The organism is Amycolatopsis rifamycinica (assembly GCF_000695625.1).
Classification (GTDB): Bacteria; Actinomycetota; Actinomycetes; order Mycobacteriales; family Pseudonocardiaceae; genus Amycolatopsis; species Amycolatopsis rifamycinica.
The window spans coordinates 43777-68741 of record NZ_JMQI01000015.1; the positions used below are offsets into that span (position 1 = coordinate 43777).

Annotated in this window: 19 protein-coding genes; 9 read left to right on the forward strand and 10 right to left on the reverse strand. The window is 70.2% G+C overall.

Features of this window, described 5'->3' with window-relative positions:
- Positions 1-29: 29 nt before the first annotated feature.
- The 3 genes from DV20_RS08035 to DV20_RS08045 all read right to left on the reverse strand — a co-directional run bounded on the left by DV20_RS08035 (position 30) and on the right by DV20_RS08045 (position 7622).
- Positions 30-887, reverse strand: a complete 858-nt coding sequence (locus DV20_RS08035; RefSeq protein WP_043777892.1) for an alpha/beta hydrolase family protein — start codon at positions 885-887, stop codon at positions 30-32.
- Positions 884-6040, reverse strand: coding sequence for a caspase family protein (locus DV20_RS08040; protein WP_160169705.1), 5157 nt, complete (start codon positions 6038-6040; stop codon positions 884-886). Before DV20_RS08040 ends, DV20_RS08035 begins: the two co-directional genes overlap by 4 nt.
- Positions 6041-7010: 970 nt before the next feature.
- Positions 7011-7622 carry a TetR/AcrR family transcriptional regulator gene (locus DV20_RS08045; RefSeq protein ID WP_043778057.1) on the reverse strand — a complete coding sequence of 204 codons (612 nt, stop codon included), beginning with the start codon at positions 7620-7622 and terminating at the stop codon, positions 7011-7013.
- 88 nt (positions 7623-7710) lie between these two features.
- Between DV20_RS08045 and DV20_RS08050 the strand changes: the two genes are divergently transcribed.
- From DV20_RS08050 to DV20_RS44755, 3 genes are all read left to right on the forward strand, one after another.
- Positions 7711-9327: an FAD-dependent monooxygenase gene (locus DV20_RS08050; protein WP_051735849.1), complete on the forward strand. Its 1617-nt coding sequence runs from the start codon at positions 7711-7713 to the stop codon at positions 9325-9327.
- A gap of 92 nt (positions 9328-9419) precedes the next feature.
- On the forward strand, positions 9420-10874 hold the full coding sequence (locus DV20_RS08055) for an MFS transporter (RefSeq protein ID WP_043777895.1): 1455 nt from the start codon (positions 9420-9422) through the stop codon (positions 10872-10874).
- Between the two features lie 11 nt (positions 10875-10885).
- On the forward strand, positions 10886-11083 hold the full coding sequence (locus tag DV20_RS44755; protein WP_152603651.1) for a hypothetical protein: 198 nt from the start codon (positions 10886-10888) through the stop codon (positions 11081-11083).
- A 300-nt stretch (positions 11084-11383) separates the two neighbouring features.
- On the opposite strand, the gene DV20_RS08060 is transcribed toward DV20_RS44755, so the two are convergent.
- Positions 11384-12340, reverse strand: coding sequence for an SDR family NAD(P)-dependent oxidoreductase (locus DV20_RS08060; RefSeq protein ID WP_043777896.1), 957 nt, complete (start codon positions 12338-12340; stop codon positions 11384-11386).
- A gap of 102 nt (positions 12341-12442) precedes the next feature.
- On the opposite strand from DV20_RS08060, the gene DV20_RS43740 reads away from it, so the two are divergent.
- Complete coding sequence (locus DV20_RS43740) at positions 12443-13282, forward strand: helix-turn-helix transcriptional regulator (protein ID WP_084093374.1); 840 nt, start codon at positions 12443-12445, stop codon at positions 13280-13282.
- A 557-nt stretch (positions 13283-13839) separates the two neighbouring features.
- Here DV20_RS43740 and DV20_RS08070 read toward each other — a convergent pair.
- Positions 13840-16782: an ATP-binding protein gene (locus tag DV20_RS08070; RefSeq protein ID WP_235190739.1), complete on the reverse strand. Its 2943-nt coding sequence runs from the start codon at positions 16780-16782 to the stop codon at positions 13840-13842.
- On the opposite strand from DV20_RS08070, the gene DV20_RS08075 reads away from it, so the two are divergent.
- Positions 16751-16933, forward strand: coding sequence for a hypothetical protein (locus tag DV20_RS08075; RefSeq protein ID WP_043778062.1), 183 nt, complete (start codon positions 16751-16753; stop codon positions 16931-16933). The two genes, DV20_RS08070 and DV20_RS08075, sit on opposite strands and share 32 nt — an antisense overlap.
- Here the strand turns inward: DV20_RS08075 and DV20_RS08080 are convergent.
- From DV20_RS08080 to DV20_RS47290, 3 genes are read right to left on the reverse strand one after another with little or no spacing between them, the layout of a single operon-like run.
- Complete coding sequence (locus DV20_RS08080) at positions 16930-17169, reverse strand: hypothetical protein (protein ID WP_152603652.1); 240 nt, start codon at positions 17167-17169, stop codon at positions 16930-16932. The two genes, DV20_RS08075 and DV20_RS08080, sit on opposite strands and share 4 nt — an antisense overlap.
- A gap of 58 nt (positions 17170-17227) precedes the next feature.
- Positions 17228-17443, reverse strand: a complete 216-nt coding sequence (locus DV20_RS08085) for a hypothetical protein (protein ID WP_043777899.1) — start codon at positions 17441-17443, stop codon at positions 17228-17230.
- A 51-nt stretch (positions 17444-17494) separates the two neighbouring features.
- The gene (locus DV20_RS47290; protein ID WP_200876370.1) at positions 17495-17809 is read right to left on the reverse strand and encodes an isochorismatase family protein; all 315 of its coding nucleotides are present in this window, start codon (positions 17807-17809) and stop codon (positions 17495-17497) included.
- A gap of 369 nt (positions 17810-18178) precedes the next feature.
- Between DV20_RS47290 and DV20_RS08090 the strand changes: the two genes are divergently transcribed.
- The gene (locus DV20_RS08090) at positions 18179-19564 is read left to right on the forward strand and encodes an AlkA N-terminal domain-containing protein (RefSeq protein WP_043777901.1); all 1386 of its coding nucleotides are present in this window, start codon (positions 18179-18181) and stop codon (positions 19562-19564) included.
- A gap of 19 nt (positions 19565-19583) precedes the next feature.
- Complete coding sequence (locus tag DV20_RS08095) at positions 19584-20399, forward strand: isocitrate lyase/PEP mutase family protein (protein WP_043777902.1); 816 nt, start codon at positions 19584-19586, stop codon at positions 20397-20399.
- Between the two features lie 72 nt (positions 20400-20471).
- Here DV20_RS08095 and DV20_RS08100 read toward each other — a convergent pair whose 3' ends face one another.
- The gene (locus DV20_RS08100; RefSeq protein ID WP_043777904.1) at positions 20472-21137 is read right to left on the reverse strand and encodes a response regulator transcription factor; all 666 of its coding nucleotides are present in this window, start codon (positions 21135-21137) and stop codon (positions 20472-20474) included.
- Entirely contained in the window at positions 21134-22816 is a 1683-nt protein-coding gene (locus DV20_RS08105; RefSeq protein ID WP_160169706.1) for a sensor histidine kinase, read from the reverse strand. Before DV20_RS08105 ends, DV20_RS08100 begins: the two co-directional genes overlap by 4 nt.
- A gap of 138 nt (positions 22817-22954) precedes the next feature.
- Here DV20_RS08105 and DV20_RS45450 point away from each other — a divergent pair, with 138 nt between their 5' ends.
- Together DV20_RS45450 and DV20_RS08115 are read left to right on the forward strand one after the other, a co-directional pair.
- On the forward strand, positions 22955-23389 hold the full coding sequence (locus tag DV20_RS45450; RefSeq protein ID WP_160169707.1) for a hypothetical protein: 435 nt from the start codon (positions 22955-22957) through the stop codon (positions 23387-23389).
- Between the two features lie 207 nt (positions 23390-23596).
- The gene (locus DV20_RS08115; RefSeq protein WP_043777912.1) at positions 23597-24796 is read left to right on the forward strand and encodes an alpha/beta hydrolase family protein; all 1200 of its coding nucleotides are present in this window, start codon (positions 23597-23599) and stop codon (positions 24794-24796) included.
- Positions 24797-24965: the final 169 nt, after the last annotated feature.

A 24965-nucleotide genomic window follows, 5' to 3' on the forward strand; every position in this document is an offset into this window, starting at 1 on the left:
GACCGCGGCCGCAGAGCCTCCACGGCCCACTATGGGCCATCGCCGACGAGTCCCTGGAGCACGGCGAGGCCGGTTTGTTCGGCAGTCAGATAGGGACGGACATCGTGGGCCTTGGCACCGTTGTGGACCGAGACGTCCTGGACTCCCGGCCCGAACAACGGAGCCAAGGTCTTGGTCAAGGCCACGACATCGCCGTCATCCGCGACATTCGTCCAGCGGCGGATTCCAGCGGGCCAGCGGCCACGGCCCTCCCTTGGCCGAGGAAGGAGCCGATCGAAGATCAGATTGGGCACGCCGAGCGGCGAGCCGAGCGTCACAAACGTGCTCACCCCCTGGTCCGGCATCGCACACAGCGCCTCGTACGCGACGACGGAACCCAAAGAGTGGCCCACGACGACCTGAGTTTCCGCCGTCACGGCGGCGAGGACTCGATGTTGGATCCGCTCCCGTATTGCCGAGTCCGCGAAATAGGCGTGGACCTGCTTGAGGCTTCCGATCAAGACACGTTCGGCCAACCCGCCGAAGAACGCCGATCCACTAAGGGCGTGAAGGGCCCGTTGCACCCATCGGGGCGTACGCCCTCGCGTGCCTGAGGCCGAATCGTCTACTTCCTGCTCCGTTCGCGCGGCTTCGTGCCACCAAGCGCGCAGGAGATCCCGCTCGAACGGGTCAGCCAGATCGGTCACGTCGTAGTCCGGAAAGTCGAGGCCACGGGACCCTGGGGGCCGGAACAGATCGCCGTAGAAGGCGACCGCCACGTCGGCCACCTCCAGCCGTCCGCCGGCGAGCACGACTCCATCGCAGAGCGCGGGAGCGCAGGCGGCTCGCAGCGACTCGGGGCCCCGGTACTGCTGGGCGATGCCGTGGACCAGCAGCACCTTGCTCATGCGCGGGCTTCCGGGGCCCAGTCGCGGAGGTGCATGGCGACGATGCCCATGCTCGTCGACACGCAGATGTCACCTTTCGGAAGCACCACGACGTCGGTCGGGGTCACGTTGAGCTGCACGTTGGCGACCGTCTGTTCCCCGGCCTGGCACCAGACACGGAGAGTCCCGTCGCCTCCGCCGACGACGAGGACGGAATGACCATGCATCTCAGTGGCCGCGAGACAGCTCACCCACTTGTCCATTCGCGGCACCTTAGTGCTGACCTCCCGAGCGTCCGTGGGGTTCCAGGCCCGGATGACGCCATCGTGGTCGCCTGTGAAAACGAGAGCCTGATCACCTCGGACGCCGAGCACCGCGGCGTGCACGGAGCCTTCATGCCCGGCGAGGGGCGGCCCGAGCGGTTCGAGGGTTTCCAGGTTCCACAATCGCGCTGTCGAGTCCAAGCTTGCGGTCAGCAAAATCGGGACGCCCGCGAGGTCGGCCGCGACCACCGAATTGATCCGCCCGGTATGACCGGTCAGCTCGGCCAGGAGCGAATGCGACTCCAGGTCCCATACCTGCAGATCGGCGCCGGCCGCGGTAGCTACGACCGCCCGGCCACCACGTCTCGCCGTGGCGAGGATCCTCGACTCGTCAAAGACCACGCTCGGAGGCTGGTGCCGCGACCACTTGACCCTTTCCCGGCGCTCCGCCAGATCCCAGATCTTGGCCGTCCCGTCGACCATGCCGGCGGTGACCGCGACCGGACCGCCAGAGTCGATGAACCCCACTCCACCGACGTAGCGGCGATGTCCGCTGAGCACCGGATCGACCACCGCACCGGAGTGGACATCCCGGATCCGCAAGGTGCCGTCATCCCCGACCGAGAACAAGACCGTCCGGCCGTCCACCGCGCCGACCGTCAAAGCGAATGTGTCGTTGTCCGCCCCGTGCAGCGCATCGCCTATTTGGCGGAAACTGCCCAGCGACCAGAGCCGGACTTGCTCCCAGCCGCACGATACGGCGACGGTGTCCGTGTCGAGCGAAGCGGCGTCGACCGCTTTCAGCCGGAAACTGTCACCGGAAAGCGGGGGTCCCAGCTGACGATATTCGTTCAGGTCCCAGACGCGGACCTCGGTGTCCGAGCTTCCGGTGACGGCGATCGGCTTGCCCGCCCGCTCGGCGAACGCCGCGTAGGCGATCCGATCCGTGTGCCCGATCATCTCCTGACCGACCTTCTGCCCGGCGCCAAGGTCCCAAAGCATCAGACTGTTGTCTTTCCCGGCGAACAAGGCGATCGCCTTGGCCTCGATGGAGCCGACGGCGATCACTCCCCACCGCTCCAAGGTCGGCTGCACGGTCGAGATCTCCCTGCGCTCGAAGAGGTCCCACATCGTCGCATGGCCTTCGGTGGTCGCCGCGATCACGGCGGCGCGGCCGTCCACCTCCGTGAAGGCAAGCAGGTCGACGTTCGCGTTGTGTCCCGACAGGGGCTCGCACCGCAGTGCGCCGTTCCGGGGATCCCACAGCCGGACCATGCCGTCCTCGCTCCCCGTGGCAAGCACCGGCTCCCCACCCACCCGGGCCAGGCGGATCGCCCGCACGGGACCCGTGTGCCCGGCGAGCGGTGGCCCGACTGCCCGCCTCGTCCGGAGGTCCCAGATCCGGACGACGGCATCTTCGTCACCGGTGACGGCCACCGGCATGCCAGCACTCTCCCCCAGCGCCACAGCGCTCACGGTGGCCCGGTGCCCCGACAGCGGAGGCCCGTCCTGCCGGCCGCCGGCGTCGAGGTTCCAAACCACGGCGGCGGTGTCCTCACCGCCGGTCAAGGCGAGGTTGCGTCCGTTCACCCGGCCGAGGGTCACGCTGGCCACCTCGCCGGTGTGACCGATGAGCGGTTGATCCGCGGTGAGGTCCCAGATGCGAACAGTCCGGTCGGCTCCGCCCGTGATGGCAATGGGCCGACGATCGACGGCGCCGAGCACGACGGCGTCGATCACGCCGTCGTGGCCTGCGAGCGGCTGTCCGAGTTGCTGCCGCGAAGCAAGGTTCCACACCCGACACGAATCGTAGACACAGCTGATGGCGATCGGGATGTTGTCCAGAACACCCGCAGTCAGTGACCTGATCGCCATGTACGGATGCGCGATTAGCGGCTCCCCGACCTGCTGCCGAGTTTCCAGGTCCCACAGGCCAATCGTTCCGTCAGCACTGCCAGTCACCACGGCCGTGCGGCCCTCCAGCGTGGTCAAGGCGACGGCGGTGACAGGCTGCCGGTGACCGATCAGCGGCTCACCGAGCTGACGCTGGGTCTCGACGTCCCAGACCCGCACGCGACGGTCGCTGCCGGCGGTGAGCGCGATCCGCTTCCCGTCGAGGTCGGTCCAGGTGACGGCGTTGACCGGCCTGCAGTGCTCCATGAACGGCTCGCCGATCTGCCAGCCAGTGTCCAGGTCCCACACCCGGGCCGTTCCGTCCTTGCTGGCGCTGACGGCGATGGTCCGCTCCCCGCCGGCGCCGAAGACCACGGAAGTGATCTCGTTCGTGTGCCCGCGGAGCGGCTCGCCGAGTGGCCGTCCCGACGAGATGTCCCAGATGCGGAGCCGGCCGTCGTCTCCACCGGTCAGCGCGACCGAATACTCACCGAGCTCGCCGACCGCCAGCGCCGTGACCGACCTGCTGCCGTGCGGCAGCGGCTCCCCGAGAGGCCGCTGGGTGATGAGATCCCACATCCGGGCAGTGCCGTCGTCCGCGCCCGTCAGCACGACCGGCCGCCCGTCGAGCTCTCCGGCGGCCAGTGCGCGGATGTCGCGCTCGTGGCCGACCAGCTGACGGTGCACCCCGGTCGGCGACCACCATGCCCAGCGCGTCCGCCACGGCATCGGCAGCGCGAGCCGGTCGATGCCTTCGGCCAGTTGGATAGCGCCACAACGGCGCGCCGAGAGCTGGAGGTAGGCGGCGCGTTCGCCCACTGACAGGGTGTCGCCCAGCTGGTGGGCCGCCTGCTCGTAGGAATTCCTGGCTTGCTGCGCCGGCGGAGAGACGACCTGGGGGAACGCCCTCAGCAGGGCCAGTTGCTCCGCGACCAGCAGGAAACTGGGGTCGTGCACGAGTTCGTCGAGCCGGCCGGCCGCCGCGGCGGCGTGGGTCGCCAGGTGGGCGCGCAAGTACTGGTGCGCGGAGAACCAGTCCGGCCGGCCGTCGGCGTTCAGGGAAACGGTGGCGAGCAGAGCGCTGACGATACGATCTTGGGCGACCGCCACTCCCGCCCGGTAGACCGCGCGAAGGTGTTCGGCCAGCGCCTGGTGGTAGAGCCGGTACACCGAGCGCCCCTGGTCGGTCACCTCCGCGACGTACGCGGCGGCCTTGTCCAGGAGCCAATCGATGTCGTCGTCGCCGAAGGACCGCCGCCACAGCGTTTCCGCGATGGCGATCCAGAGCAGCCCTCGCGGGAGCCCCTGTCCTTCGGCAAAGGCCAGTGGTGTGAGCAACGCACGGACCCGGCTTTCGTCCGGACCAAACCTCGACAGGTAGTCCTCGAACGCCTCGCCGATCTCACTGGGCAGGTCGTCTTCCCAGTTCGGCCGGCTGACGTCGATGACGTCGTTGCCCGAGCGGAGACCGCGTGCCGTCATGCGAGCCACCAGAAAGACGCCCGCCGCCCGGCCGGCCACCGCGTCGCCCACCTTCCGTGCCAGCTCGATGCGCCCACGGTAGGGCGTCGTCAACTCTGGTTCGTTTTCCGCCAGAAGCAGCTTCGTCACGTACTCGGCGATGTCGTCCTCGCCCAGATAACCTTCGTGGTCCAGGTTCAGCACCTGGAACGAAGCACCCAGGCTGCTCACGAGTTCCGCGCGCGTACCGACGAGCAATCGCACGCCCGGTATCTCCGACATCGGCCGCAGCAGCTCGCGAGCGATCCTCCGCGGCTCACCCTTCCCACCCGCGTCCGCGGCCGTGCCGGAGCCAGCTTCGTCCAGCGCGTCGACCACGATCACCAGCGGACCGCCCTCCCGCGCGCGGAGGCTGATCTCGCGCAGCAACTGCCCGGGACCATCCACCTCCGCGCCGATCGCGGAGGCGATCTGCTGGACGATCTCCGGGAGGAGCTTGTGCCGCGAATGCACCGCCGCCTGGACGATGCCCGGCGGCACCCGTGTGCCAGCGGGATTTGTCTCGTGCAGCAGGCTTCGCCGGTACGCGGGATCGGACATGGCGACGATGCGCCCGACCACCGCGGACTTCCCGCACCCGGGACTGCCGGTGACGACCCGCCCCTTGCCATCGGGGCTGTCAGCCACGAGCCAGGCCACGAGCTCCTCGAGGATCCGTCGCCGACCATGGAAGTACAGACCCGGTTCGGAGTCGAACTCCACGCCGCGCGCCCGGGGGCCGAAGTGGTCGTGGAGGTCCCGCTTGGCGAGCAGCCGCTGCAGCTCCAGATCGGTGTCCTCGGCGGGAAGGTTGTGACGGAAACCCGCATTGTCGAGAAAGGGCGCGAGGCCGGTGACCATCCCGGCCGCGAGTTCGGCCCGTTGCCGCAAGCCTAGCTTCCGGAACCGTTGGTTGACCGAGTCGACGACGTCGATTAGATCCAGGAAACGCTGCCGCTGCCCGGTCCGCTCGCGAACCTCGTGCAGAGCGGGAAGCAATGACTCCATGAAAGTGCCATCGCCAGCCTCGTCCTTGGCGCGCGCGGACGACAGCAACCAGACCCCGCCCGAACCGTCATTGTTGAGCTGCCGGGAAATCGTCCGGAGAACCAGCTGGGCACCGTCGGCCGCGCCGGTTCCGCCATAACAGGTGTCGAGGACGACGAGGAGATTCCGCAGTCCGGTCCGGGTCAGGATCCGGACCAGGTCCTCGGTGGCCAGGGCGGTCGCCGCCGGATCATCGTCGGTGCTGTCCCAGCACAGGAGGTAATGGCGGTCGCGCTCGGCAACCAACCCGTGGCCGGCGAAGTAGAACACGACCACGTCGTCGGCGCCCAGCGCGGCGTCCTTCGACCACCCGCTCAACGACGAACGCACGTGCTCCGCGGTCCAGTAGTTCCCCATCCCCTGGAGAGCGCGTTCGTACCCGAATGTCGCCAGAAGGCCGGCCAAGCATTCGGCGTCGCTCGACGACCTCGTCAACTGCTCGTCCGGAGGTAGTTCCTTGTGCCGGTCCACGGCCATACTGACGAAGTAGCGCCTTCCCCGTCCCGGTTCGGCAGCGCCACCAGCCATGGACACCCTCCGTTCGCCGACCACTCGAAGGGACCAGTCAACACGACGAGGGCTCGGTTTCAAAGGGAAACCTCTCCAGGTCGCTCGACCAGATCAAGATCGTCGGAACAGCGATGCGTACTGTAATGTCAATATGACGCCAAATAGTCCGTTATACACTCGGTAACAGTAGGTGCCCGACACTCGCCACCGGGTCATGGCTACCCGGAATCGGCTGTGCATTGTCGGATCAGCCGGACATTTCCGCGCGCCTGGCTGTTTGAAAACCTGAGGAAAGCATCGCTGCCACCCGTTCGCCTGCCGTCTGACCGGTCGTGAATCCCACGACACGCACAACCGACGGCGGTCCGTCGCCGTGGCGCCGGAAATCCAGCCGACATCTACTACGTCATGCTCGAGCGGGTTGTGAAGGATGCCGCCGAACGTGTTCACCCTGACGACGTAGGGGGATGTCGCGGCTTTCGAAGCGATCGGACCGTTGTTGTCCCGGGGGCCGAACAGGTTCAACAGCAACTCGTCTTCCAGGGTCACCCGCCGAGGTCCATTGCGACCGTGGCCGACCCCTTTGCACGGCAGGCGTTCGGTGTTGTGGACCATGCCGCTCGCGGCGGTCATCAATGCTTCGGCGCTAAGCGGCTTGAAATCCGAAACCGAGCCGACGAACGTCGTCTTCCTCCCCCGAACCCGCCGGCCACCACAGCCATTCGCACGCGATCCGGCAGAGGGCGATTCCTTCGGTGAGGTGCGCCAAGCCGCACGCGACCGCGGCCGGCTGATCGGCGCGGTCTCACGGCAGCGTGCTGGACGAGGCGATGAGCAGGCCGTCGGAGAACACCACGACGCCGTGCGTGACGCCGAGGACGCGCTCCACGACGCAGTTGAGCAGCCAGTTGACCTTCCCACACCCGAAGCGCTACGCGGATCCCTGGTGCCTCGCGACGAGCGGCCGGAAGATGTCGTCGACGATCGACTTGATCCGCTGCGGGGACACCGGCCGCATCGCCATGAGCAGGTCGTGGCGCAGGAGCTGGAACGGCAGTTCGAGCACGTCCTGCGGGATCCGGGCGAGGTCGAGCTCGCCCCGCTCGTGCGCCCGGTGGAACACCGCATCGGATAGCCGGGGGCCGTCGCCGAGCACGCTGAGCGCGACGTCCGCCGGGGTGAGTCCGGCGGTGTCGTGGAGTCCTGCGAACGTCGCGCCGACGAGTGTCGCGAATTCCTTCCGCCGCACGTTGATGGCCTGTAGCAGGGCGAGGAGATCGTCGCGCAGGGTGCCGGTGTCCGGGATCTCGACCGGATGGAGTTCGCGGTAGTGGCGGATCGCGGCGAGCATGAGGTCGCTCTTGTCCGCCCACCGCCGGTAGAGCACCGCGACGCCGGTCTTCGCGCGGTCCGCCACGGACTCCATCGTCAGCTTGGCGAAGCCGGTCTCGGTCAGCTCGTCCCACGCCGCAGCCAGGAGGGCTTTCTCCAGTTCGGTGCCTCGACGGCGGCGTTTGACCGCACTCTGTTCGACGGAGCTCATGGTCCCCACCATAAGAGATGTTTGCCTTCCTTGACAGACCTCCGTACGGTGGCATTAAGGAATGAATCCAACTCTTAAGGACTTCATGATGTTCGATGTCGTCATCGTCGGCGGCGGCCCCGTCGGGCTCTTCCTGGCCTGCGAGCTCAAACTCGCCGGGATCGACCCCGTGGTGCTGGAGCGGTTGCCGTCGGCCAACCAGGCCGACAAAGCGCACGGCCTCACCGGCCAGGTGGTCCGCCTGCTGGACCACCGCGGTCTGTTCGAGCGGTGCGGCGGCACCGGCTCGCCGACGCCCGCCCCCGCCTTCTACTTCGGGGCGATGCCGTTGCCGTTGGCCGTCCTCGGGCCGGACAATCCGATGTACTTCCTGCAGATCAACCAGCGCGACCTCGAGCGCGTCTTCGGCGAGCGAGCCGCCGAACTCGGCGTCGACGTGCGCCGGGAACACGAAGTCAGTTCCCTCGCGCAGACCGAGGATCACGTCGAGCTCGTCACCGTGGCTCCCGGCGGCAGGCGGGACGAACTCCGCGCCCGCTTCGTCGTCGGCTGCGACGGCGGACACAGCCTGGTGCGCAAGCAGGCCGGCATCGCGTTCCCGGGCATCGTCAACGAACACGTCGTGTCCCGGACCGCCCTCATCGCCCCGACCCGGCAGTTCAGCCGTGCCTCGGGCGGGCAGTCCCGGCACACGCTGGGCGGGCGGGTGCTGATCGATGGGTTCGGCGAAATCGACGGCAGCTTCCACCGCACGGAACGCGGAGTCGTCTCGATCGGGCTCTTCGACCCCGAACACCCCCTCGTCAACACGATCGAATGGGAGGACCACCCCGAAGGCGACTTCCCCGGCCCGGGCACCCCCATGACGCTGGCCGAGCTGGAGGCCAGCGTCGAGCGCGTCCTCGGCGCCCGGGTTTCCCTGGCCCCGCCACCGGACGGCTCGCCGACCCTGCTGCGCCGCCTCTGCGGTCGCAACACCCGCCTGGCGCAGCGTTATCGCGATCGCCGGGTGTTCCTCGCCGGCGATGCCGCCCACGTGCACGCGGCCTCGGGCGGACCCGGCCTCAACCTCGGACTGCAGGACGCCGCGAACCTCGCGTGGAAGCTCGCGGCCGAGCTGCACGACTGGGCGCCCGGCCCGCTGCTCGACAGCTACGAACCCGAAAGCCGGGCCCTCGGCGAGCGGGTCTTCCTGCAGTCACAGGCCCAGACCGCGCTCATGGCGCCGGGCAGCGCCGTGACCGCCCTGCGGGAGCTGTTCGCCGCGATGCTGGCGAACCGGGAGAACGTGCGGCTGATCGCCGCTCTGCTGGCCGGCGCCGATGTCCGGTACGACATGGGGGAACCGGATCCGGTCGCACCGACCGGGTGGTTCGCGCCGAACCTCGATCTGGTCACCGAAAGCGGGCGCCCCCACCGTCTCGCCGAGCTTTGCCGGGACGCCCGCCCCCTGCTTCTGGATCTCTCCGGCGACGCCGGACTCGCCGCGGCGGTGGCGCCCTGGTCCGATCGAGTCGCCCGGGTGGCCGCCCGGGCCGCAACCCCGCCGGCGCCCGCGCTCCTCATCCGCCCCGACGGCTACGTCGCCTGGGCCGGAGCCGATACCGACGGTCTCCGAGCGGCGCTCGGCCGGTGGTTCGGCCCACCGCGGCCGATGGCCGAAGCCGGCGAGCGACACCGGCAGCAGGGGACGACGCGAGGATGACCGACGACGTAGGTCACTCACGCCGACCCGGTTCGAGTCCCCCGATCCCCGGCCGTGCCGATGTCGCCGCGCGTCCGTCACAAGGAGTTCTCATGCGACGGAGCAGCACCGGCGCCGGGCCGCACACGAGCTGGAACGCGCGGCTCGTCGGCCTGATCGTCGTCCTGGCCCTGGTGAACTTCGTGGTCGATTCGGCCATCACCGCGCCCCTGCTCGTCCTCCCGGAAATGCTCGACCACTTCGACACCGACCAACCGGCCTGGCTCAACGCCACCGCGATGCTGGCGGGAGTGATGTGGGCGCCCCTGCTCGGGAAAGCAGCCGACATCCACGGCACGCGCAAGGTGCTGGTGCTGACGTTGCTCCTCGGCGGCGCGGGTTCCCTGATCTGCGCCGTGGCTCCCCACATCGCGCTCTTCGTGGCCGGGCGCATGCTGCAGGGAGCGTCCCTCGCTGCCGTGTTCCTCGCCGTCGCCATCGTCCGCGATGCCTGCGCACCCCGCATCGCGATGATCGCCGTCGGCATCGTGACCTCCAGCTCCGCCGTGCTCAACATCGCGTCTCGCTTCCTCATCGAGCGGCTGGCCACCGCATTCGGTTTCCACGTCCTGTTCTTCGTCTCGGCGTTCGTCGCGGCCGCGATGGCGATCACCGTGCGCACCACCATCGCCGAATCCCGGACCAGGACGCCGGGCAAGCTCGACCTCGGCGGCGCGGTCCTCCTCGGCGGAGGTCTCGCCGGGGTGCTCGGCTACATCAGCCTCGGCTCGAGCCTCGGCTGGCTCGCCGCCCCACCGCTGGCCCTCCTCGCCGTCGGCGTCGTGGCCTTGGTCTGGTGGTTCGTGGGGGCGAGCCGGAAGCCCGAGCCCCTGATCGACGTCAGGAACATCGGCGGGCCGCTGAAGCTCACGCTCCTGGTCATCTTCCTCGGCGCCGGCGCCTACCAGAGCATGCTGCAGCTCATCCCCCTCGTCGGTGCCGTCCCGGCGGAGCGGGGACTCGGGTACGGCCTGGCCGGCCAGGGATCGGTGGCGCTGCTGCTCGCGGTGCCGGCCATCGGGCTCGTCGTCGGCGGTCCGGTGGCCGGCTGGCTCGCCGCGCGCATCGGACCGGCCGCCACGTTGGCCGGCGGAGTCGTGCTCGGGTTCGTGGTGTCCCTCGGGATGCTCCTCGGGGTCGCCCAGCTTCCGGTCGCGCTGTGCTCGGCGTTCCTGCTGGGTGTCACCGCGGGAGCGATCGCGACCTCCGGCTTCAACACAGCAGCCGCCTTGGCGCCCACCGAACGGCAGGGCGTCGTGTCCAGCCTGGTCGTCGTCGGGGTTTCGATCGGCTCGGTGGCACTGGACTTCGTGGGCTCGGCGGTCCTCAGTTCGACCGTCGTGGTCGTGGACGGCGAGACGATGAACTCGGCGACGGGCGTGTTCAGCTACATCGCCATCGCTTCCGCCGCGTTCGCGATCGCCGCGGTCGTAGCCGGCGGGCTCGTGCGACGCACACGTGCGAACCGCACGCCGTCGGCACCCGGTCTGGAGCGGAATCCCGCGTGAGGTCAAATGGCGTGAATTGGAGCTGGAGCGACGTGGTGTCCAGTAATGCCGACGTGCTCGCCCGATCCTCGGGCGCCACCGCCCCGAACGGCGGCTCCAAGGCAACCTTCCATGCCGCGGAGCACGGGACGGTCAACCTGCAAGCTACGGCGGCATGTGTCGGCTGTGACGAAGTGAAGACGTGGAAGATCGTGGCCGAGGTCAAATAGCGGACAATCGCTTGTCCCGTGATGTCTCTGCTGTCCATGATGTCCCGGGACAGGCGGTCGGTCATGAGCGCACTGTTCTGCCGCTGAGCGCTGACAGGGTCAGTGTGCCGGCCTCGCCGTGCGGTGCCACACTTCGCGCCATCGGTAGGCGGTGCGTACCGAATCCCCGGGCGGGGCGCGGACGGATCGGCGGGAGCTCGCGTCCGCGGCAGCACGCGGTCGGCACTCGATATCCGCTCATGCCGCCGGCCGAGCGTCCACGTCCGGTCATGCCGACGAGCGTGTATGGACTTCATCTCGTCATATCTCTGCGTCCCGGCTACGCGACGCGCCGGCCCGGTCCAACAGCTCGGCGGTCGCCTCCCACAAGCGCCGCTCCCGGTCGCGGTCGTGCGCGACCGGCTGGACCTCCGTCAGCTTGGTCTTCACCACGAACGCGCCCGCACGCAGGTGTGCCCACTGGTCGTCGAGGGCCATCGCGGCCAGCAGCGGCCCCGAGCGCTGCGGCGTCGAGACGCCGGGAATCCGGCCCAGCGCACGGCTTACCGCCTGGAACGCCGCAGGGGCGCCGCGGCCCAGCGCGGTGCCGGGCATCCAGCCCGGCTCGAACACGGACACGGCGATCCCCGGGCCGGCTTGGCGCTGCAGCTCGTGGGCGTAGTAGAGGATCGCGAGCTTGGCGTTGGAGTAGGCGACGCCGGAGGCTGCCATGCCCGGGGTTTGCTCGCCGCCGGCCGGGCGGGCGAGCTCGACGGGGTCCGCCCACTTCGCCTCGGGCACGTGCAGCAGCTTGCGCCAGAAGTTGGCGTGGTAGGTGTTCGAGCCGACGAGCACCACCCGCGCCGGGGCGGTGAACGAGCTGAGCAGGTCGCCGATGAGCTGAGCGTGGGCGAGGTAATTGACGGCGAAGGTCAGCTCGTAGCCGTCGGCCGAGACCCGCCGGGTGTCGGCCGACATGGTGCCGGCGTTGGCGACCAGCGCGCGCAACGGACGGACGGCGCCGTCGGCGAGGAGGCCGCGGACGGTGGCCGCGGCGGCACGGACGTCGGCCAGGCTCGCCAGGTCGCAGCCGATCGCGTGGACGCGCGCCCCGAGGGCACCAGCCTCGTCGGCGACCGCGGTCAGGTCGCGCCCGGCGCGGCCGACGAGCAGCAGGTCGGGTCGCTTCCCGTCCGGACGGCCCGCCATGGCCAGCACGGCGTGGCGGCCCAGGTTGCGCGTCGGGCCGGTGATCAGGACGGTTCCGGGTTCGGTCATGGCTCCAGCCTGCGAACCGGGCCCGGCCGCAGCCAGTCGTCCGGTTTTCGTAGGACCACCAGGGCCAGGACAACCAGTGCGGGCTCGTCCAGAATGGACGGCGTGGAAGCGTGGGAGTTCGGCCGGACGCTGCGCCGCTGGCGCGACCGGGTGGCACCCGAGGCCGTCGGTGTCCCGGCGGGCCGGCGGCGCCGCGCCAGCGGTTTGCGCCGCGAAGAACTGGCCGCGCTCGCCGGCGTCTCGACCGACTACCTCACCCGCCTCGAGCAGGGACGCGCGAGGGCGCCGTCGCCCCAGGTCGTGGAGTCGCTGGCGCGCGCGCTGCGCCTGGCCGATGCCGAACGTGACCTGCTCTACCGGCTGGCCGGGCACGCCGCGCCCGGTCCGGACGTCGTGCCGTCGCGGGTCACCCCGAGCGTGCAACGGCTGCTCGACCGGCTGTCGCACACCCCGGTGGTCGTCTACGACGCCACCTGGACGCTTGTGCTGGCCAACGCTCCCTACAACGCACTCATGGGCGACACGACCACCTGGGGCGGGCTGGAACGCAACGCCGTCTGGCGCAACCTCGCCCGGCTGCCTTCCCGCGTCGTGCACACCCCGCGCGAACAGGCCGAACACGAAGCCCGCCTAGTGGCCGACCTGCGCCTAACCGCGTCGCGCTACCCCGCCGACCGCGCGCTGCGGCGTCTGCTCGCCGACCTGGCCGCGGGCAGCGCGCGGTTCGCCGAACTCTGGGACGCCGAGGCACCCCCACCCCCGGCCGACCCGTCCCGGCGCAAGACCATCGACCACCCGGCGGTCGGCCTGATCAACCTCGATTGCGACACGCTGCTCGTCGCCTTGGACGACCTGCGCATCAGCGTCTACACCGCCGAGCCCGGCAGCGAAGACGCCGACCGCCTGGCGCTGGCCGCCGTCCTCGGCACCCAGTCGCTCTAGCTGTGCACCCAACGCCTCCGGTCCTCGTCACAGCCACTCGAATCCGTCGCGTCATCTTTCCTTCTCCCAATCTGACAAAGGAAATGTCTTACCCGACCGTCCACACTGAAGATCCATATGGAGAGTCAGCGACACGATTCTGTACACCGTCACGCCCGTTTCGCCCTGGCGAGCAATGGCGTTGGTTCTCTGGATCGAAACGCCACACAAGCGCTGACCTGTCGTGCGCAGGCCGGAAGAACGCTCGACGCGGCTGCGACTCGGTACCGGCCAGGCGTCTTGTGCGACTGCGGCAGCCGGCATCATGGCGACCACTACGGCTGCGACGATCGTGGCCAGTCGTTTCCCGCTGTTCATCCAGCCCCTCATCACGCCAGTCACGACGGTTCGGCGGCTTCGCCTCCCTCCCTGGGCTCAGCACGCCGAACCGTCTGCCGACACCGGATCCACCGGCTCACCTTCGCCACTGGAACGACGGCCGCCACACTGCACCACAGGAGCCACGGCCGAGGAGCGGATTCTGGACAAAGCTGGACGTTGGTGAACGTCGCAATTTGCTACCGGCGCCGAGGTGGCAGCGACTTGAGTACGGCGTCGGCGCGCTGGACGCCGAGCCGGCACGACGCTTGCTCGTGGATGGCCTGCGCCTGTTCGGCGTGGCCTCGCGCGGCCGGGACGTCGCCGCGTTCGAGGTCGACGCTCGCCGTGGCGAGCAGGCTGTCGGCCAGGATCAAGCTGTGCCCGGTCTCCGTGCTGATGACCCGTGCGCGGCCGGCCGCGTCGTAGGCTTCGCCGAACGCCTTCCGGTGCCGGTGGACCGCGGACAAGGCGACCAGCGCGTCACCGCGTCCACGAGGGTGGTTTGCTTCGGTCGACAGGTCCAGCGCCGATTCGAGTTCGACGCGGGCCGCTTCGACATCGCCGAGTTCGATCATGACCGTGCCGATGACGTGGTGTGCACCGGCCTGCGTCCGAAGCATGGCCAGCCGGGTAGCGTTGACCAAGGCGTCGCGGGCGACCACCAGGGCATTTTCGTGGTCGCCCAGGTCGCGGAACGCTCCCGCCAGGTTGGCGAGAACACTCGCCTCGTCTGCGTGCTCGCCGGTCGACCGGCACAGGTCGAGACCGGTCCGGTAGTGCTCGACAGCACGCTCGAGCTCACCGAGCGCTTGGCTGGACCGGCCGGCGTGACTTTCCGCGAGCTGGAGCCCGGCGGCGTAGCCCTGCCGGGTCGCCGTCTCGATCGCCCGGGTGTGGAGGTCGTAGGCACCGCGGAGGTCACCGAGTTCCCAGAGTGCGTCGCCCAGCACGACGAGGTTCGGGACGGACGCGGCCCCCTCCCCCACCAGCTCGAGGTCGACGGATTGCCGGTAGTACTCAGCGGCGTCCCGGAGCCGACCCATCGAGATCGACGTGCGTCCCAGGTCGCTCAGGACCAGTCCCCGGAGGTTCGGCGCGTTCAGCTCACCGGCGAGTTTCGCCGCCTCGTCGAGGTAGCGAAGCGCTTGCTCGTGATCCGCCCTGCTCCAGTACGCGCCGCTGAGTACCCGCAGGCACAGCACCTGCCCGGCCGCGCTTCCGGCTTCGCGCGCCGCGGTGAGCGAGGCCTCGCTGACCGGAATCCACTCCGCGGAACGGCGACGTTCGAATTCCGGGTGCAGGGCAACGCAGAGCTGAGTCGACAGAGCGTCGAGGCCTGTCTCGGCGGCCTGCCGGGCCAGCGCCGTCAAGGTGGTGAATTCGACGTCGAACCAGGCGAGCGCTTCGTCAGCTGCCGAGAACGAAGATTCCCGGTGGCGGAAGCTCGCGTACTCGTCCCGGTACGAGCGCGGATGCCGCAGCTGCGCTGCCTCGGTGGCCAGCCCGGCGTAGTGGCCGATCAGCCGGTGCAGCGCGCGAGCCCGCTGGTCGTGGTCATCGTCTGCCAGGCAGCGAGCCCGCGCCCACGAGTGCAGGAGCGCGTGCTGGACGTACCGCGCCGGTGTCCGTTCCACGACGAGGTGCAGGTCGAGCAAGGTGTACATGACCGGCATCAGGGTTTCCGGTTCCAACTCCGCCGCGTGGGCGAGTGCCGGGAACGTGATCCTGCCAGCCGGGAACAGGCCGCAGAGGCGGAACACCCGTTGCACTTCGGGTTCCAGCGCCCGGTACGACAGCGAGATGGCGGTCCGCACCGCGGTCTCCCGGTCGACGGCCGCGTCGAGAACCGCGAGGGGGTCGGCCGAACGGAGCTCCTCGACCATCGTGGCAAGCGGCGTGCCCGGCCGCACGCGGGCGATCGCCGCGGCGATCCGCAGCGCGAGCGGCAGCCGTCCGCAGACCTCGGCCAGCTCGACGGCCGCCGCTCGATCGGCGTCGACCCGATCCGGGCCGGCGGTGCGCCCGACCAGCACGACGGCGTCGTCCACCGCGAGCGGCCCCAGCTCCCGCGACTCGGCACCTTCCCGGGCGACCAACCCGATCAGCCGGGTACGGCTGGTGATCAACACGGCGCATCCCGGCGTACCGGGCAGCAAGGGACGGATCTGCTCGGCGCTGCTCGCGTCGTCGAGCACTATCAGCACACGCCGTCCGGCGACCGCGGACCGGAAGCGCGCCGCGAGCTGGTCCGGCTCCCTCGGCAGATCACGTTCGCGCGTTCCCAACGCGCGCAAGAACCCCGTCAGAACGTCCGCCGGGTCGGCCGGACGGGCATCGGCGAACCCCCGCAAGTCGGCGAACAACTGGCCATCGGGGAAGCCCGGCGCGGCCCGGTGCGCCCAGCGGATCGCCACCGCCGACTTGCCTACCCCCGGCATCCCCGTGAGCAACGCGACCCGGCTGTCCGACGAGCCGGTCAGCAGCCGATCGAGCGCGGCGAGGTCCGACTCGCGCCCCACGAAGCCGCCGACACCGAGAGGCAGCTGCCGGGGAACCGGCGGACCGTCGCCCGCCTGTTTCTCCGAGTGCAGGTGGCCGGCCACCCGAAACCATGCATCGTTCCAGCTGCCCCACTCCGCACGGGGAACCCCCAACGCGATCACGATCCGGTCGAACACGTCGGACGGTGGGTGGATCTTGCCGGAAATGTACGCGTGCACGGTCGAGCGGGGCACATCGACCAGGCGAGCAAGATCGGCCAGGCTGACCCGGGCTTTACCCGTGCCCCGAGCCGCCAGCCGGCGCAACAGGTCGACCTCGCGCACAAAGCCGGTGACGTCGGCGATCCGGGCGGGATCCGGCCCGTCGACATCGCTACCCATCCGCCTCGCACCTTCCACCACGTCTGTCCCGGCCCGATCCAACCGCACAAGCCCCCGCCACGCGACAGCTGTGCTGTGGCGTCCGGAGGCGGCCAGGACGACGCTTACAGCGATCAGCGCTGCCTGCTCCGCCTGAGCGCGCCACATCAAGCCGATCCGGTCGTGCCGGACGGCCAGCGCGTCACGGAAGTTTCCGCACCTCACGCTGGCCGCCGCGCAGCCGACGGTGGCTTCGAAACCCGGGCAGCGCTGGCTCACGGCCGACGAGCTGTCGGCGTGGCGCGCCTTCATGCGGCTCGCCCAGCGCCTGCCTGCGACCCTGGAAGCGCAGCTCCAGCGGAACGCCCGGTTGAGCTTCCTCGAGTACTACGTGCTCACACACCTGTCGGAGCAGCCCGATCGCCGTTAGACCCACCCCGTCACCCCCGCGGGACTTCCGCCCCGCAGGTGCAGCACGAAGTACCCGCGCGGACTCCGCACGCCACTGACCATGGGAACAGGCCGGGCGATCCATTCGTCATACGGCAGCGATTCGTCGGGGACAAGGATCTTCTCCACAGGCCGCGCGGCCGCCAGCTCGGCGGTGTTGGCGAGTCCGACGACCGTGGCGCGCTGAACGGCAGTGACGTACGTCTGGAACAGCACGTCGGCGAGCTGAGACACGGAATCTGTGACGCCCAGCTGCGCCGGATACCGACACTGATCACCATGCATGCGCATCGACGACGCTGATGGTGCCGCTCAGGTCCCGGGCCTCGTATTCGGCGGCAGGCTCGATTCTCTGACCGCCGGGCTGCAGCAGCTCGTTCAGCTGCGCGTCGGCTTCGGGCATGTCGAGTTCCGCGAGCACGACCTGGCCAAGCTGGAACGCCAACGGCCCCCCTGCGGCCATTTCTGGCTCCACCGTCGCGACGACCATACAGGCAGACAATTCCTTACGCGGAGCGTCACCCATCCGAGCAAGCCGTTTCTATGTCACGCGGTGGCGGCTGGCTCGGCCCAATACGCCGCATCGCGGCCGTAGTTCGGCGTGGTGAATGCACGGTCCCAGGCCGCACCGGGCTCGAGGAGCTCGCCACGGGGCGACCTCCGCATAGAGGACGCGCCGGGAATTGAGCGCACCCTCATGCAAAGCGGGGCCGTCGGTTGACACCGCGCCACTGGGCACGGCGACCTCGAAGTTACGGGCCAGCGCGGTTCGGGCAGTGGCTTCAACGCACACGTTCGTCTGCAAGCGGGTAGTCGCGGTCGACCTGCGCGGCGACTGGCCGTCAACTTTGCGCACCGCCAGAGCGGCTCCCTACCTGACCGGCCTCGGCTGGACGCTGGCCGGAGGGCTCAGGCTCGGCGCGCCGGGGACCTCGACAGCGACGTGCACCGCCAACACCCTCCGGGCATCGTGCGTAGGGATCCGCCTCGAACGTCATCTGCCGGCGCAGCACTGCCGTCGGCGGTGACGAGCCCATCGCCGTGCAGGTTGGGATAGGTCCGGTTCTGGTCGTAGGTCTTGGTCAGCAGTGTGGCCCGAGCCGCCCGGCCGGATGCGGGGCGTCGGGTCGGATCCGGACACGTCTTCGGCAGGGTGCGCACCGGCCCACGGTCATGTCCGGATCTGGCTAGCGCGGCCGGGCCCGAGTCGCCTACACCTGAGGACATGACGACATTCTCGGCCGTGGTCACGACGGGCATCTACTGTCGTCCCGGGTGCGGGGCGAAGCCGCTCGCGGAGAACGTGAAGACGTTCGAGCTGGCCGCTGGGGCAGAGGCGGCGGGGTTCCGCGCGTGCCTGCGCTGCCGCCCGTACCGCGTCGCCGGCCCGGTCGCCACCGACGCGCCGGAGCTGGTCTGCCGCGCGGTGCAGCTGATCATCGCCGGGGTGCTGGACACCGGGACGGAGGCGGCCCTCGGCGAGCGGCTGGCGGTTTCGCCCCGGCATCTGCGCCGGCTCTTCCGTGACCACCTCGGCGTGACGCCGGACGGGCTGGCCCGCTCGCGGCGGGCGCACTTCGCGCGCCGGCTGCTCGACGACTCCGACCTGACTGTCGCCGACATCGCGTTCGCGTCCGGGTTCGGCAGCCTCCGCCAGTTCAACCGGGACATGAAGCTGGTCTTCCGTGCCTCCCCGGTCGAGTTGCGCAACCGGCGCCGCAAGGCCGACCGGCTCGCCGCGGACGGCGGGCTGATGATGCGGCTGCCGTTCTCACCGCCCCTGCACTGGGAGGCGCTGAGCGCGTTCCTGGCCGAGCGTGCGGTCCCCGGTGTGGAGTCGGTACGAAAAGGCGTCTATCGCCGCACGATCAGCCTCGACGGCGAGGCGGGCGTCATCGAGGTGACGCGCGGGAGCGACGACCACCTCCTGCTCACCGCACACATGCCGTTCTGGGAAGGGCTCATCCACGTCGTCGACCGCGTCGGGCGGATGTTCGGCGTCGACGCCGATCCGGCACCGGCCGAAGCCGGGCTCGCCGCCGACCCGGTGCTCGGCCCGCTGCTGCACGCCCGGCCCGGCCTGCGTGTGCCCGGGGCTTGGGGGCCCTTCGAGATCGCCGTGGAAGCCGTGCTCAGCCAGTACAGCGTCCGCACGCGGGTGCGGCGGCAGCTGGCCGGGCTCGTCGAGGCGGCGGGCCGGCCGGTGCCGGGCCTCGAGCACGACCTCACCCACCTGTTCCCGTCGGCCGGGACCCTGGCCCGGGCGGACCTGACCGCGGCCCGGCTGTCCGCGGCGACCGAGCGGACGCTGCGCACGTTCGCCTCAGCGGTAGCAGCCGACGAGAACCTGCTCGACCCCGGCGCGAGCCTGGCCGGCTGCACCGCGGCGCTGACCGCGGTGCCCGGCATCGAGCCGAGCACCGCCCAGGAGATCGCGCTGAGGCTGGGCCACGCCGACGCCTTTCCGGCCGCCGAGCGCACGCTCGAGACGGCGTTGCGCGAACTCGGCCCCTCCGCCGACGCCGGCCGGCTGGCCGCCGCCTGGCACCCCTGGCGCGCCTTCGCCGCCACCCACCTGATCGCCGCCGGTGTGTCCACATCGGCGGGTTGAACACCGAAAAGGAGAACGGATGTCCACGAACCGGCGGGAGCTCGCCGAGAAACTGCGTGCCCTGCACGAGGGCACCCTGGTGCTGCCGAACGCCTGGGACGCCGCCAGCGCCGCCCTCATCGCGCGGGCCGGTGCCCCGGCGATCGCCACCACCAGCGGCGGGATCGCCTGGTCCGCGGGACGCCCCGACGGGCACGGCCTGACGCGCGCGGAGATGGCCGCACTGGTCGCGCGGATCGTCCGCGTCGTCGACGTTCCGGTGACCGCCGACATCGAGGGCGGCTACGACGACGTCGCGGCCACCGTGCGCGCGGTCGTCGAGGCCGGCGCGGTCGGGATCAACCTGGAGGACTCGACCTCCCCCGGCGGTCCGCTTTTCGACGTCCCGGCACAGGGCGAGCGGATCCGCTCGGCCCGCGAAGCGGCGACGGCGGCCGGATTGCCCGAGCTGTGGATCAACATCCGTACCGACGTCTACCTGTTCGGCATCGGCGCACCCGAGGGCCGTCTGCACGACGTCCTGACCCGCGCGGGCGCCTACGCCGCCGCGGGCGCGGATAGTCTCTTCGTGCCCGGCCTGGTCGACCTGGACACGCTCAAGGCACTGGTGAAGGAGAGCCCGCTGCCGGTCAACGTCATGGTGTGGCCAGGCGCGCCGACCGTCGCGGAGCTGGAAGCGGCCGGCGTCCGCCGGATCAGCGTCGGCACGGCGATCGCACAGGCCGCCTACGCCGTCGCCCAGCGCGCCGCGGCCGAACTGCTCGAACACGGCACCTGCACCACGTTGGAGAGCGGCCTCGACTTCGGCGCGGTCAACAGCGCCGTGACCGGCTGATCCTCCCCCGAGCGGGCCGCGGCGGAGTCTGTCTCGGCCCGCTCGCCGGCTTCACACCGGCGGTTTCCCCGGTCATTCGGTGTTGCGCAGGTATTCCAGGGTGGCCAGCACGCGGACGTTGACGCTGCGCCGGTCCGTCGCCTGGGTGAGGCCGAGTTTGCCGGTGATGGCGGTGAGGTGCTTCTCGACGGTGGTGATCCGGCAGCCGGTTTCCTGGGCGATGCCCAGGTTCGAGCGGCCTTCGGCCACGAGTCCGAGCACGCGCCGTTCGTGCGCGGTGAGTGCGGCAAGCGGGTCGTGACGCCGTCGGCGCGACATCAGCCGGGTGATGACGTACGGGTCGACGACGACGTCACCCGCCGCTACCCGGTGCAGCGCGTCGAGGAGTTCCGCCACGTCGCCGACGCGCTCCTTGAGCAGGTAGCCGACCGCGGCCGTGTCCTGCTCCATGCTGATGAGCCGCTCGGCGTAGGCGGCCTCGGCGTACGAGGACAGCACGAGCAGGCCGACGCTGGGGTAGGCCGCCCGTACCCGCTCCGCCAGCCGGAGCCCTTCGTCGGTGAAACCCGGGGGCAACCGGATGTCCAGCAGGGCGACGTCGGGTGCCGTGTGGTCGATGAGGGCGAGCGCTTCGTCCGCGTGACGTGCCCTGGCCACGACATCGACCTGTTGGCTGGCCAGTGATGTGGCGAGGGCGTCGAGGAAGAGCGGCTCGTCCTCGACGATGGCGACTCTCACGGTGCCTCCAGGGGGAACGTGGTGGTGATGCGGGTTCCGTGATCGGCGGTGGATTCGACGCGCAGCACCCCGTTGACGGTGTTGACGCGGTCCTTCAGGCCGCTCAGCCCGCTGCCCGCCGGGTCGGCCCCGCCGCGTCCGTCGTCGATGATCTCGAGGTAAGCGGTCCGCTCGTCCTGGCGGACCTCGATCCGGACGTGACCGGCGTCCGCGTGCTTGTAGATGTTGGCCAGCGCCTCGGAGATGGTGAAGTACGCGGTGGCCTCCAGGTGCCGTGGCCAGCGGGTACGGGGAATCGTGAACGAAACCGGAATGGGCGCGACATCGGCGAGTCCTTCCACGGCCGCGGCGAGCCCGTGTTCGACCAGCGCCGCCGGGTAGATGCCCTGGGTCAGGTGGCGCAGCGAGGCGATCGCGTCCTTCAGCTGGTGATGGGCCTGCCGGACGGTTCCCGTGGCGTCGCCCCGCGATCGCTGCGCGAGGTCGAGCAGGACGAGAACGGCGAGGAGCTGTTGCTGGGCCCCGTCGTGCAGGTCGCGTTGGATGCGGTGGCGTTCCTCGAACGCGACGGTGGCCAGCCGGAGCCGGGAGGTGCGGATCTGTTCGACCTGCGCGAGCAGGAGCGCGTAACGGCGGGCGCTTTCGATCGCCAGGCCGGCGACCGCCTCGGTCGTGGCGATGACCGTGTCGACGTCGCGGAGTGCCTCGTCGTGTTCCAGCAGCGCGATGGCCTCGCCCTTGCGCCGGATCGTGGTCAGCGCCCGGTCCGGGCTCGGCCGGAACGGCAGGCCGTGGACGTCCACAGAGGACCCGCCGGGCAGTGGGTACGCGAGGCGCAGCCGCTCGTCGCGCAGGATCGCCGCCAGTGCCCGTTGCACCGCGCCCGGATCGGTGGGCAGGTCCAGTTCGCGTTCCGGGTCCAGCACGAGCGCCGTCAGGCGCCAGCGCAGCCGGGCGAGGTACGCGTTCCGCGCGAACACGATGACGGGCACGAGCAGCACGGCGCCGGCGAGCGCGCCCAGCCGGAGACCGTGTTCGAGCACCACGCTCAGCCCCAGGATGCCGGCGATCCCGGGCAGCGTGGCCAGCACGCCGACGATCACCACGGCCGTCCACACGGGTCCGGCCGCTCCCCGGCGCACCGCGCTGGCGTGCAGCCACCGGTGGGCGACGACCAGGACCACCACCACGGCGAGCGCGGTGACCAGGGCACTGCCCACCTTGGCCGTGGTCGTGTGGTCGTACGGGCTGCCCAGGAACCGCCGCGGGGCGGGGGCGTCGACGAGGTAGCGCGCCACCTGTGAACCGACCGCGGCGGCGTAGCAGACCGCCACGAGGACGCGGATGGATGCGGACGCCGCCCGCCCGCTCGGCCAGGTGAGGACGAGGTGCGCCAGGACGGCCGTCCACAGGTACGCGAGGCAGAAACCGATCGGGTACGCCGCCGCGAACTGCAGGTCCTCCAGGTAGTAGGTCGCCCCCAGCAGGACGATGAGGTGCCCGCAACGGGACCAGGCGGGGCGGTTCCACGCGAGGTAGCCGATCACGATGGCGACGAACCCGAACAGCCGCAAGGGAACGTACACCCAGACCGGGGACTCCGTGGCCGGCCAGGCGGCCACGGTCACAGCGGCGGCCCACGCGAGCGCGGCCGCTGTCCACCCGACGCGTCCTGCCATAGTCATGATCATCCTTGGCTGCCGTCCCGGCACCACCCAGGTTTCCGACCTTCCGCGCGCGGTTTCCCGTGATGTCGAAGAGTAACAGCGGGGTGCACCGTGGTGGGGCAAACCAACCCCGGACAGGAGCGGGAAACCATGGGGAGAACACGTATCGTGACAGCCGCGCTGGTGGCCCTGGGAACGCTGGTGGGCCTGAGCCCCGCCGCGGACGCGGCGCCGATCCCACCGGACCAGGAGCACTGCCTGACGGTCACCACCGACGGAGACCAGCTTTGCCTGCACCTCAACCAGGTCCTCGGCTGGTGGACCGGCTTCAGCAGCCGGTACCACCGCAACGACTGGTCGGGCGGGTGGGTGGACGTTCAGCTGCGGTGGACCTCCACCCGCGGTCAGTCGGGCTGGTTCCCGGCACCCGACCGGTCCTACCACTTGGGCACCGGCGAGAACGGCCCCGGGGACAGCTGGGCGGACCTGCCGAGCTTCGCGTGCGTCACGGTCGGAGCCCTGGTCTACCCGACCGGCCGGCCGGCCTGGTGGACTTCGCCGGTGACGGTCTGCCGGGACAACTGACGGGGGGCTGACGGGTGGCGTCGTCGTAACGGACGACGCCACCGCGTTCGTCCAGGACCGGTTTCCCCGCCGGTTGTCAACGAGGCTGCCTGCCTTGGTGGATTCCGGTTTTCCGGAGTGGAGCATCCCGGCCGGCCTGGTGGTCGGCGAGGCAGCGGGACGGAAAGCTCGATCCCGTCACCGTCACCGCCGCCGAAGGAATCCCGCATGCGCAGTTCTCGTTTCATCGCCGCTTCCCTGGCCGGGATCATGCTCGCCGTCTCGGCTCCGGCGGCGTCCGCGGCCGAGGGCCTGACGCTCACGCTTCCCGCGCCGACTGGCCGTTACGCCGTCGGCGAATCGAGCTTCCGCCTCGTCGACGGCACCCGGCCCGATCCGTGGGTGCCGGCACAGCCCTACCGCGAGCTGATGATCAGCGTCTTCCACCCGGCTGTCCACAGTGCGGCTTCCCCGGTCACCAACCAGTTCCCGGCGGCGGTGGCCGCGGTGGCCGGGGGCAACCTCGGCTTGCCGGCCGGCCTGGTCGACTGGGCGTCGACCAAGACGCACTCCGTGCGCGACGCCGCGATGGCGCCCGGGCGCTTCCCTGTCGTGCTGTACTCCCCCGGCGCGGGGGACCCGCGAGACTGGAACGTTTCGCTGGTCGAGGATCTCGCATCGCGCGGCTTCGTGGTGGTCACCGTCGACCACCCCGGCGACGGACCGGCGGTCCAGTTCCCGGACGGTCATGTGACCGGCAACGGCCCGCTGCTGGCCGCTTGGGACCAGGCGTACCGCACCGGCACGACGCCGGCGTTCTTCAGGAAGCTGGTGGACGCGCGCACGGCCGACACCGGCCTGGTGCTCGACCGGCTGGCGAGCCTGCCGGGCAGGCTGAGCGCGGGCATGGACCTACGCCGGATCGGGATGTTCGGGCAGTCCGGAGGCGGCTTCACGGCCGCGAACACGATGTACACCGATCCCCGGATCAAGGCCGGCGTCGACATGGACGGCACACTGGAGTACTCGGTGGAGCCGGACGGCACGAATCTGAGCGAGGTCGCCCAGCACGGTCTGGACCGCCCGTTCCTGCTGCTGGGCAGCAATTCGGCAGCGGGCGGAAGCGATATCCACCGCGAGCCGTCGTGGGCGGCGTTCTGGCGGCACCAGCGCGGCTGGAAGGCGGACGTCACCCTGAACGACTCCGGGCACGCGTCCTTCACCGACGCCGAGCCCTTGCTCCCCCAGCTGGCGGGCCGGGTACCGGCCGAGGTACTGGCGGCGGCGGTCGGAACGGTCGACGGACACCGCGCCGTGGCAGCGACACGAGCACTGGTGGCGTCGTTCTTCACCCGGTTCCTGAAGGGCCACGACGACCACCTGCTCGATGGTGGTACATCGGGCTATCCGATCACCTTCGTGCAGTGACGCCGCCGAACGCACGCTCATGCCGCATTGAGGGCGATTTAGTAGCCGCGCCTTCTGCCCGGCTCGTGGCGTCCGGCTGCATCGCGTCGAAGGTATCGAGCGGTGGCGTTCTTGACTGCCCGGCGAACGGAAGATCGACCAGTCAAGAACGATCCTCCCGTGACATGGA

Bases quoted from the DNA above. Each gene is read 5' to 3' on its own strand.
- DV20_RS08090 (WP_043777901.1), top strand. From the start codon at position 18,179: ATGACGACATTCTCGGCCGTGGTCACGACGGGCATCTACTGTCGTCCC.
- DV20_RS08045 (WP_043778057.1), bottom strand. From the start codon at position 7,622: ATGAGCTCCGTCGAACAGAGTGCGGTCAAACGCCGCCGTCGAGGCACC.
- DV20_RS08095 (WP_043777902.1), top strand. From the start codon at position 19,584: ATGTCCACGAACCGGCGGGAGCTCGCCGAGAAACTGCGTGCCCTGCAC.
- DV20_RS08050 (WP_051735849.1), top strand. From the start codon at position 7,711: ATGTTCGATGTCGTCATCGTCGGCGGCGGCCCCGTCGGGCTCTTCCTG.
- DV20_RS08105 (WP_160169706.1), bottom strand. From the start codon at position 22,816: ATGGCAGGACGCGTCGGGTGGACAGCGGCCGCGCTCGCGTGGGCCGCC.
- DV20_RS08085 (WP_043777899.1), bottom strand. From the start codon at position 17,443: ATGGTCGTCGCGACGGTGGAGCCAGAAATGGCCGCAGGGGGGCCGTTG.
- DV20_RS08060 (WP_043777896.1), bottom strand. From the start codon at position 12,340: ATGACCGAACCCGGAACCGTCCTGATCACCGGCCCGACGCGCAACCTG.
- DV20_RS45450 (WP_160169707.1), top strand. From the start codon at position 22,955: ATGGGGAGAACACGTATCGTGACAGCCGCGCTGGTGGCCCTGGGAACG.
- DV20_RS08035 (WP_043777892.1), bottom strand. From the start codon at position 887: ATGAGCAAGGTGCTGCTGGTCCACGGCATCGCCCAGCAGTACCGGGGC.
- DV20_RS08055 (WP_043777895.1), top strand. From the start codon at position 9,420: ATGCGACGGAGCAGCACCGGCGCCGGGCCGCACACGAGCTGGAACGCG.
- DV20_RS08115 (WP_043777912.1), top strand. From the start codon at position 23,597: ATGCGCAGTTCTCGTTTCATCGCCGCTTCCCTGGCCGGGATCATGCTC.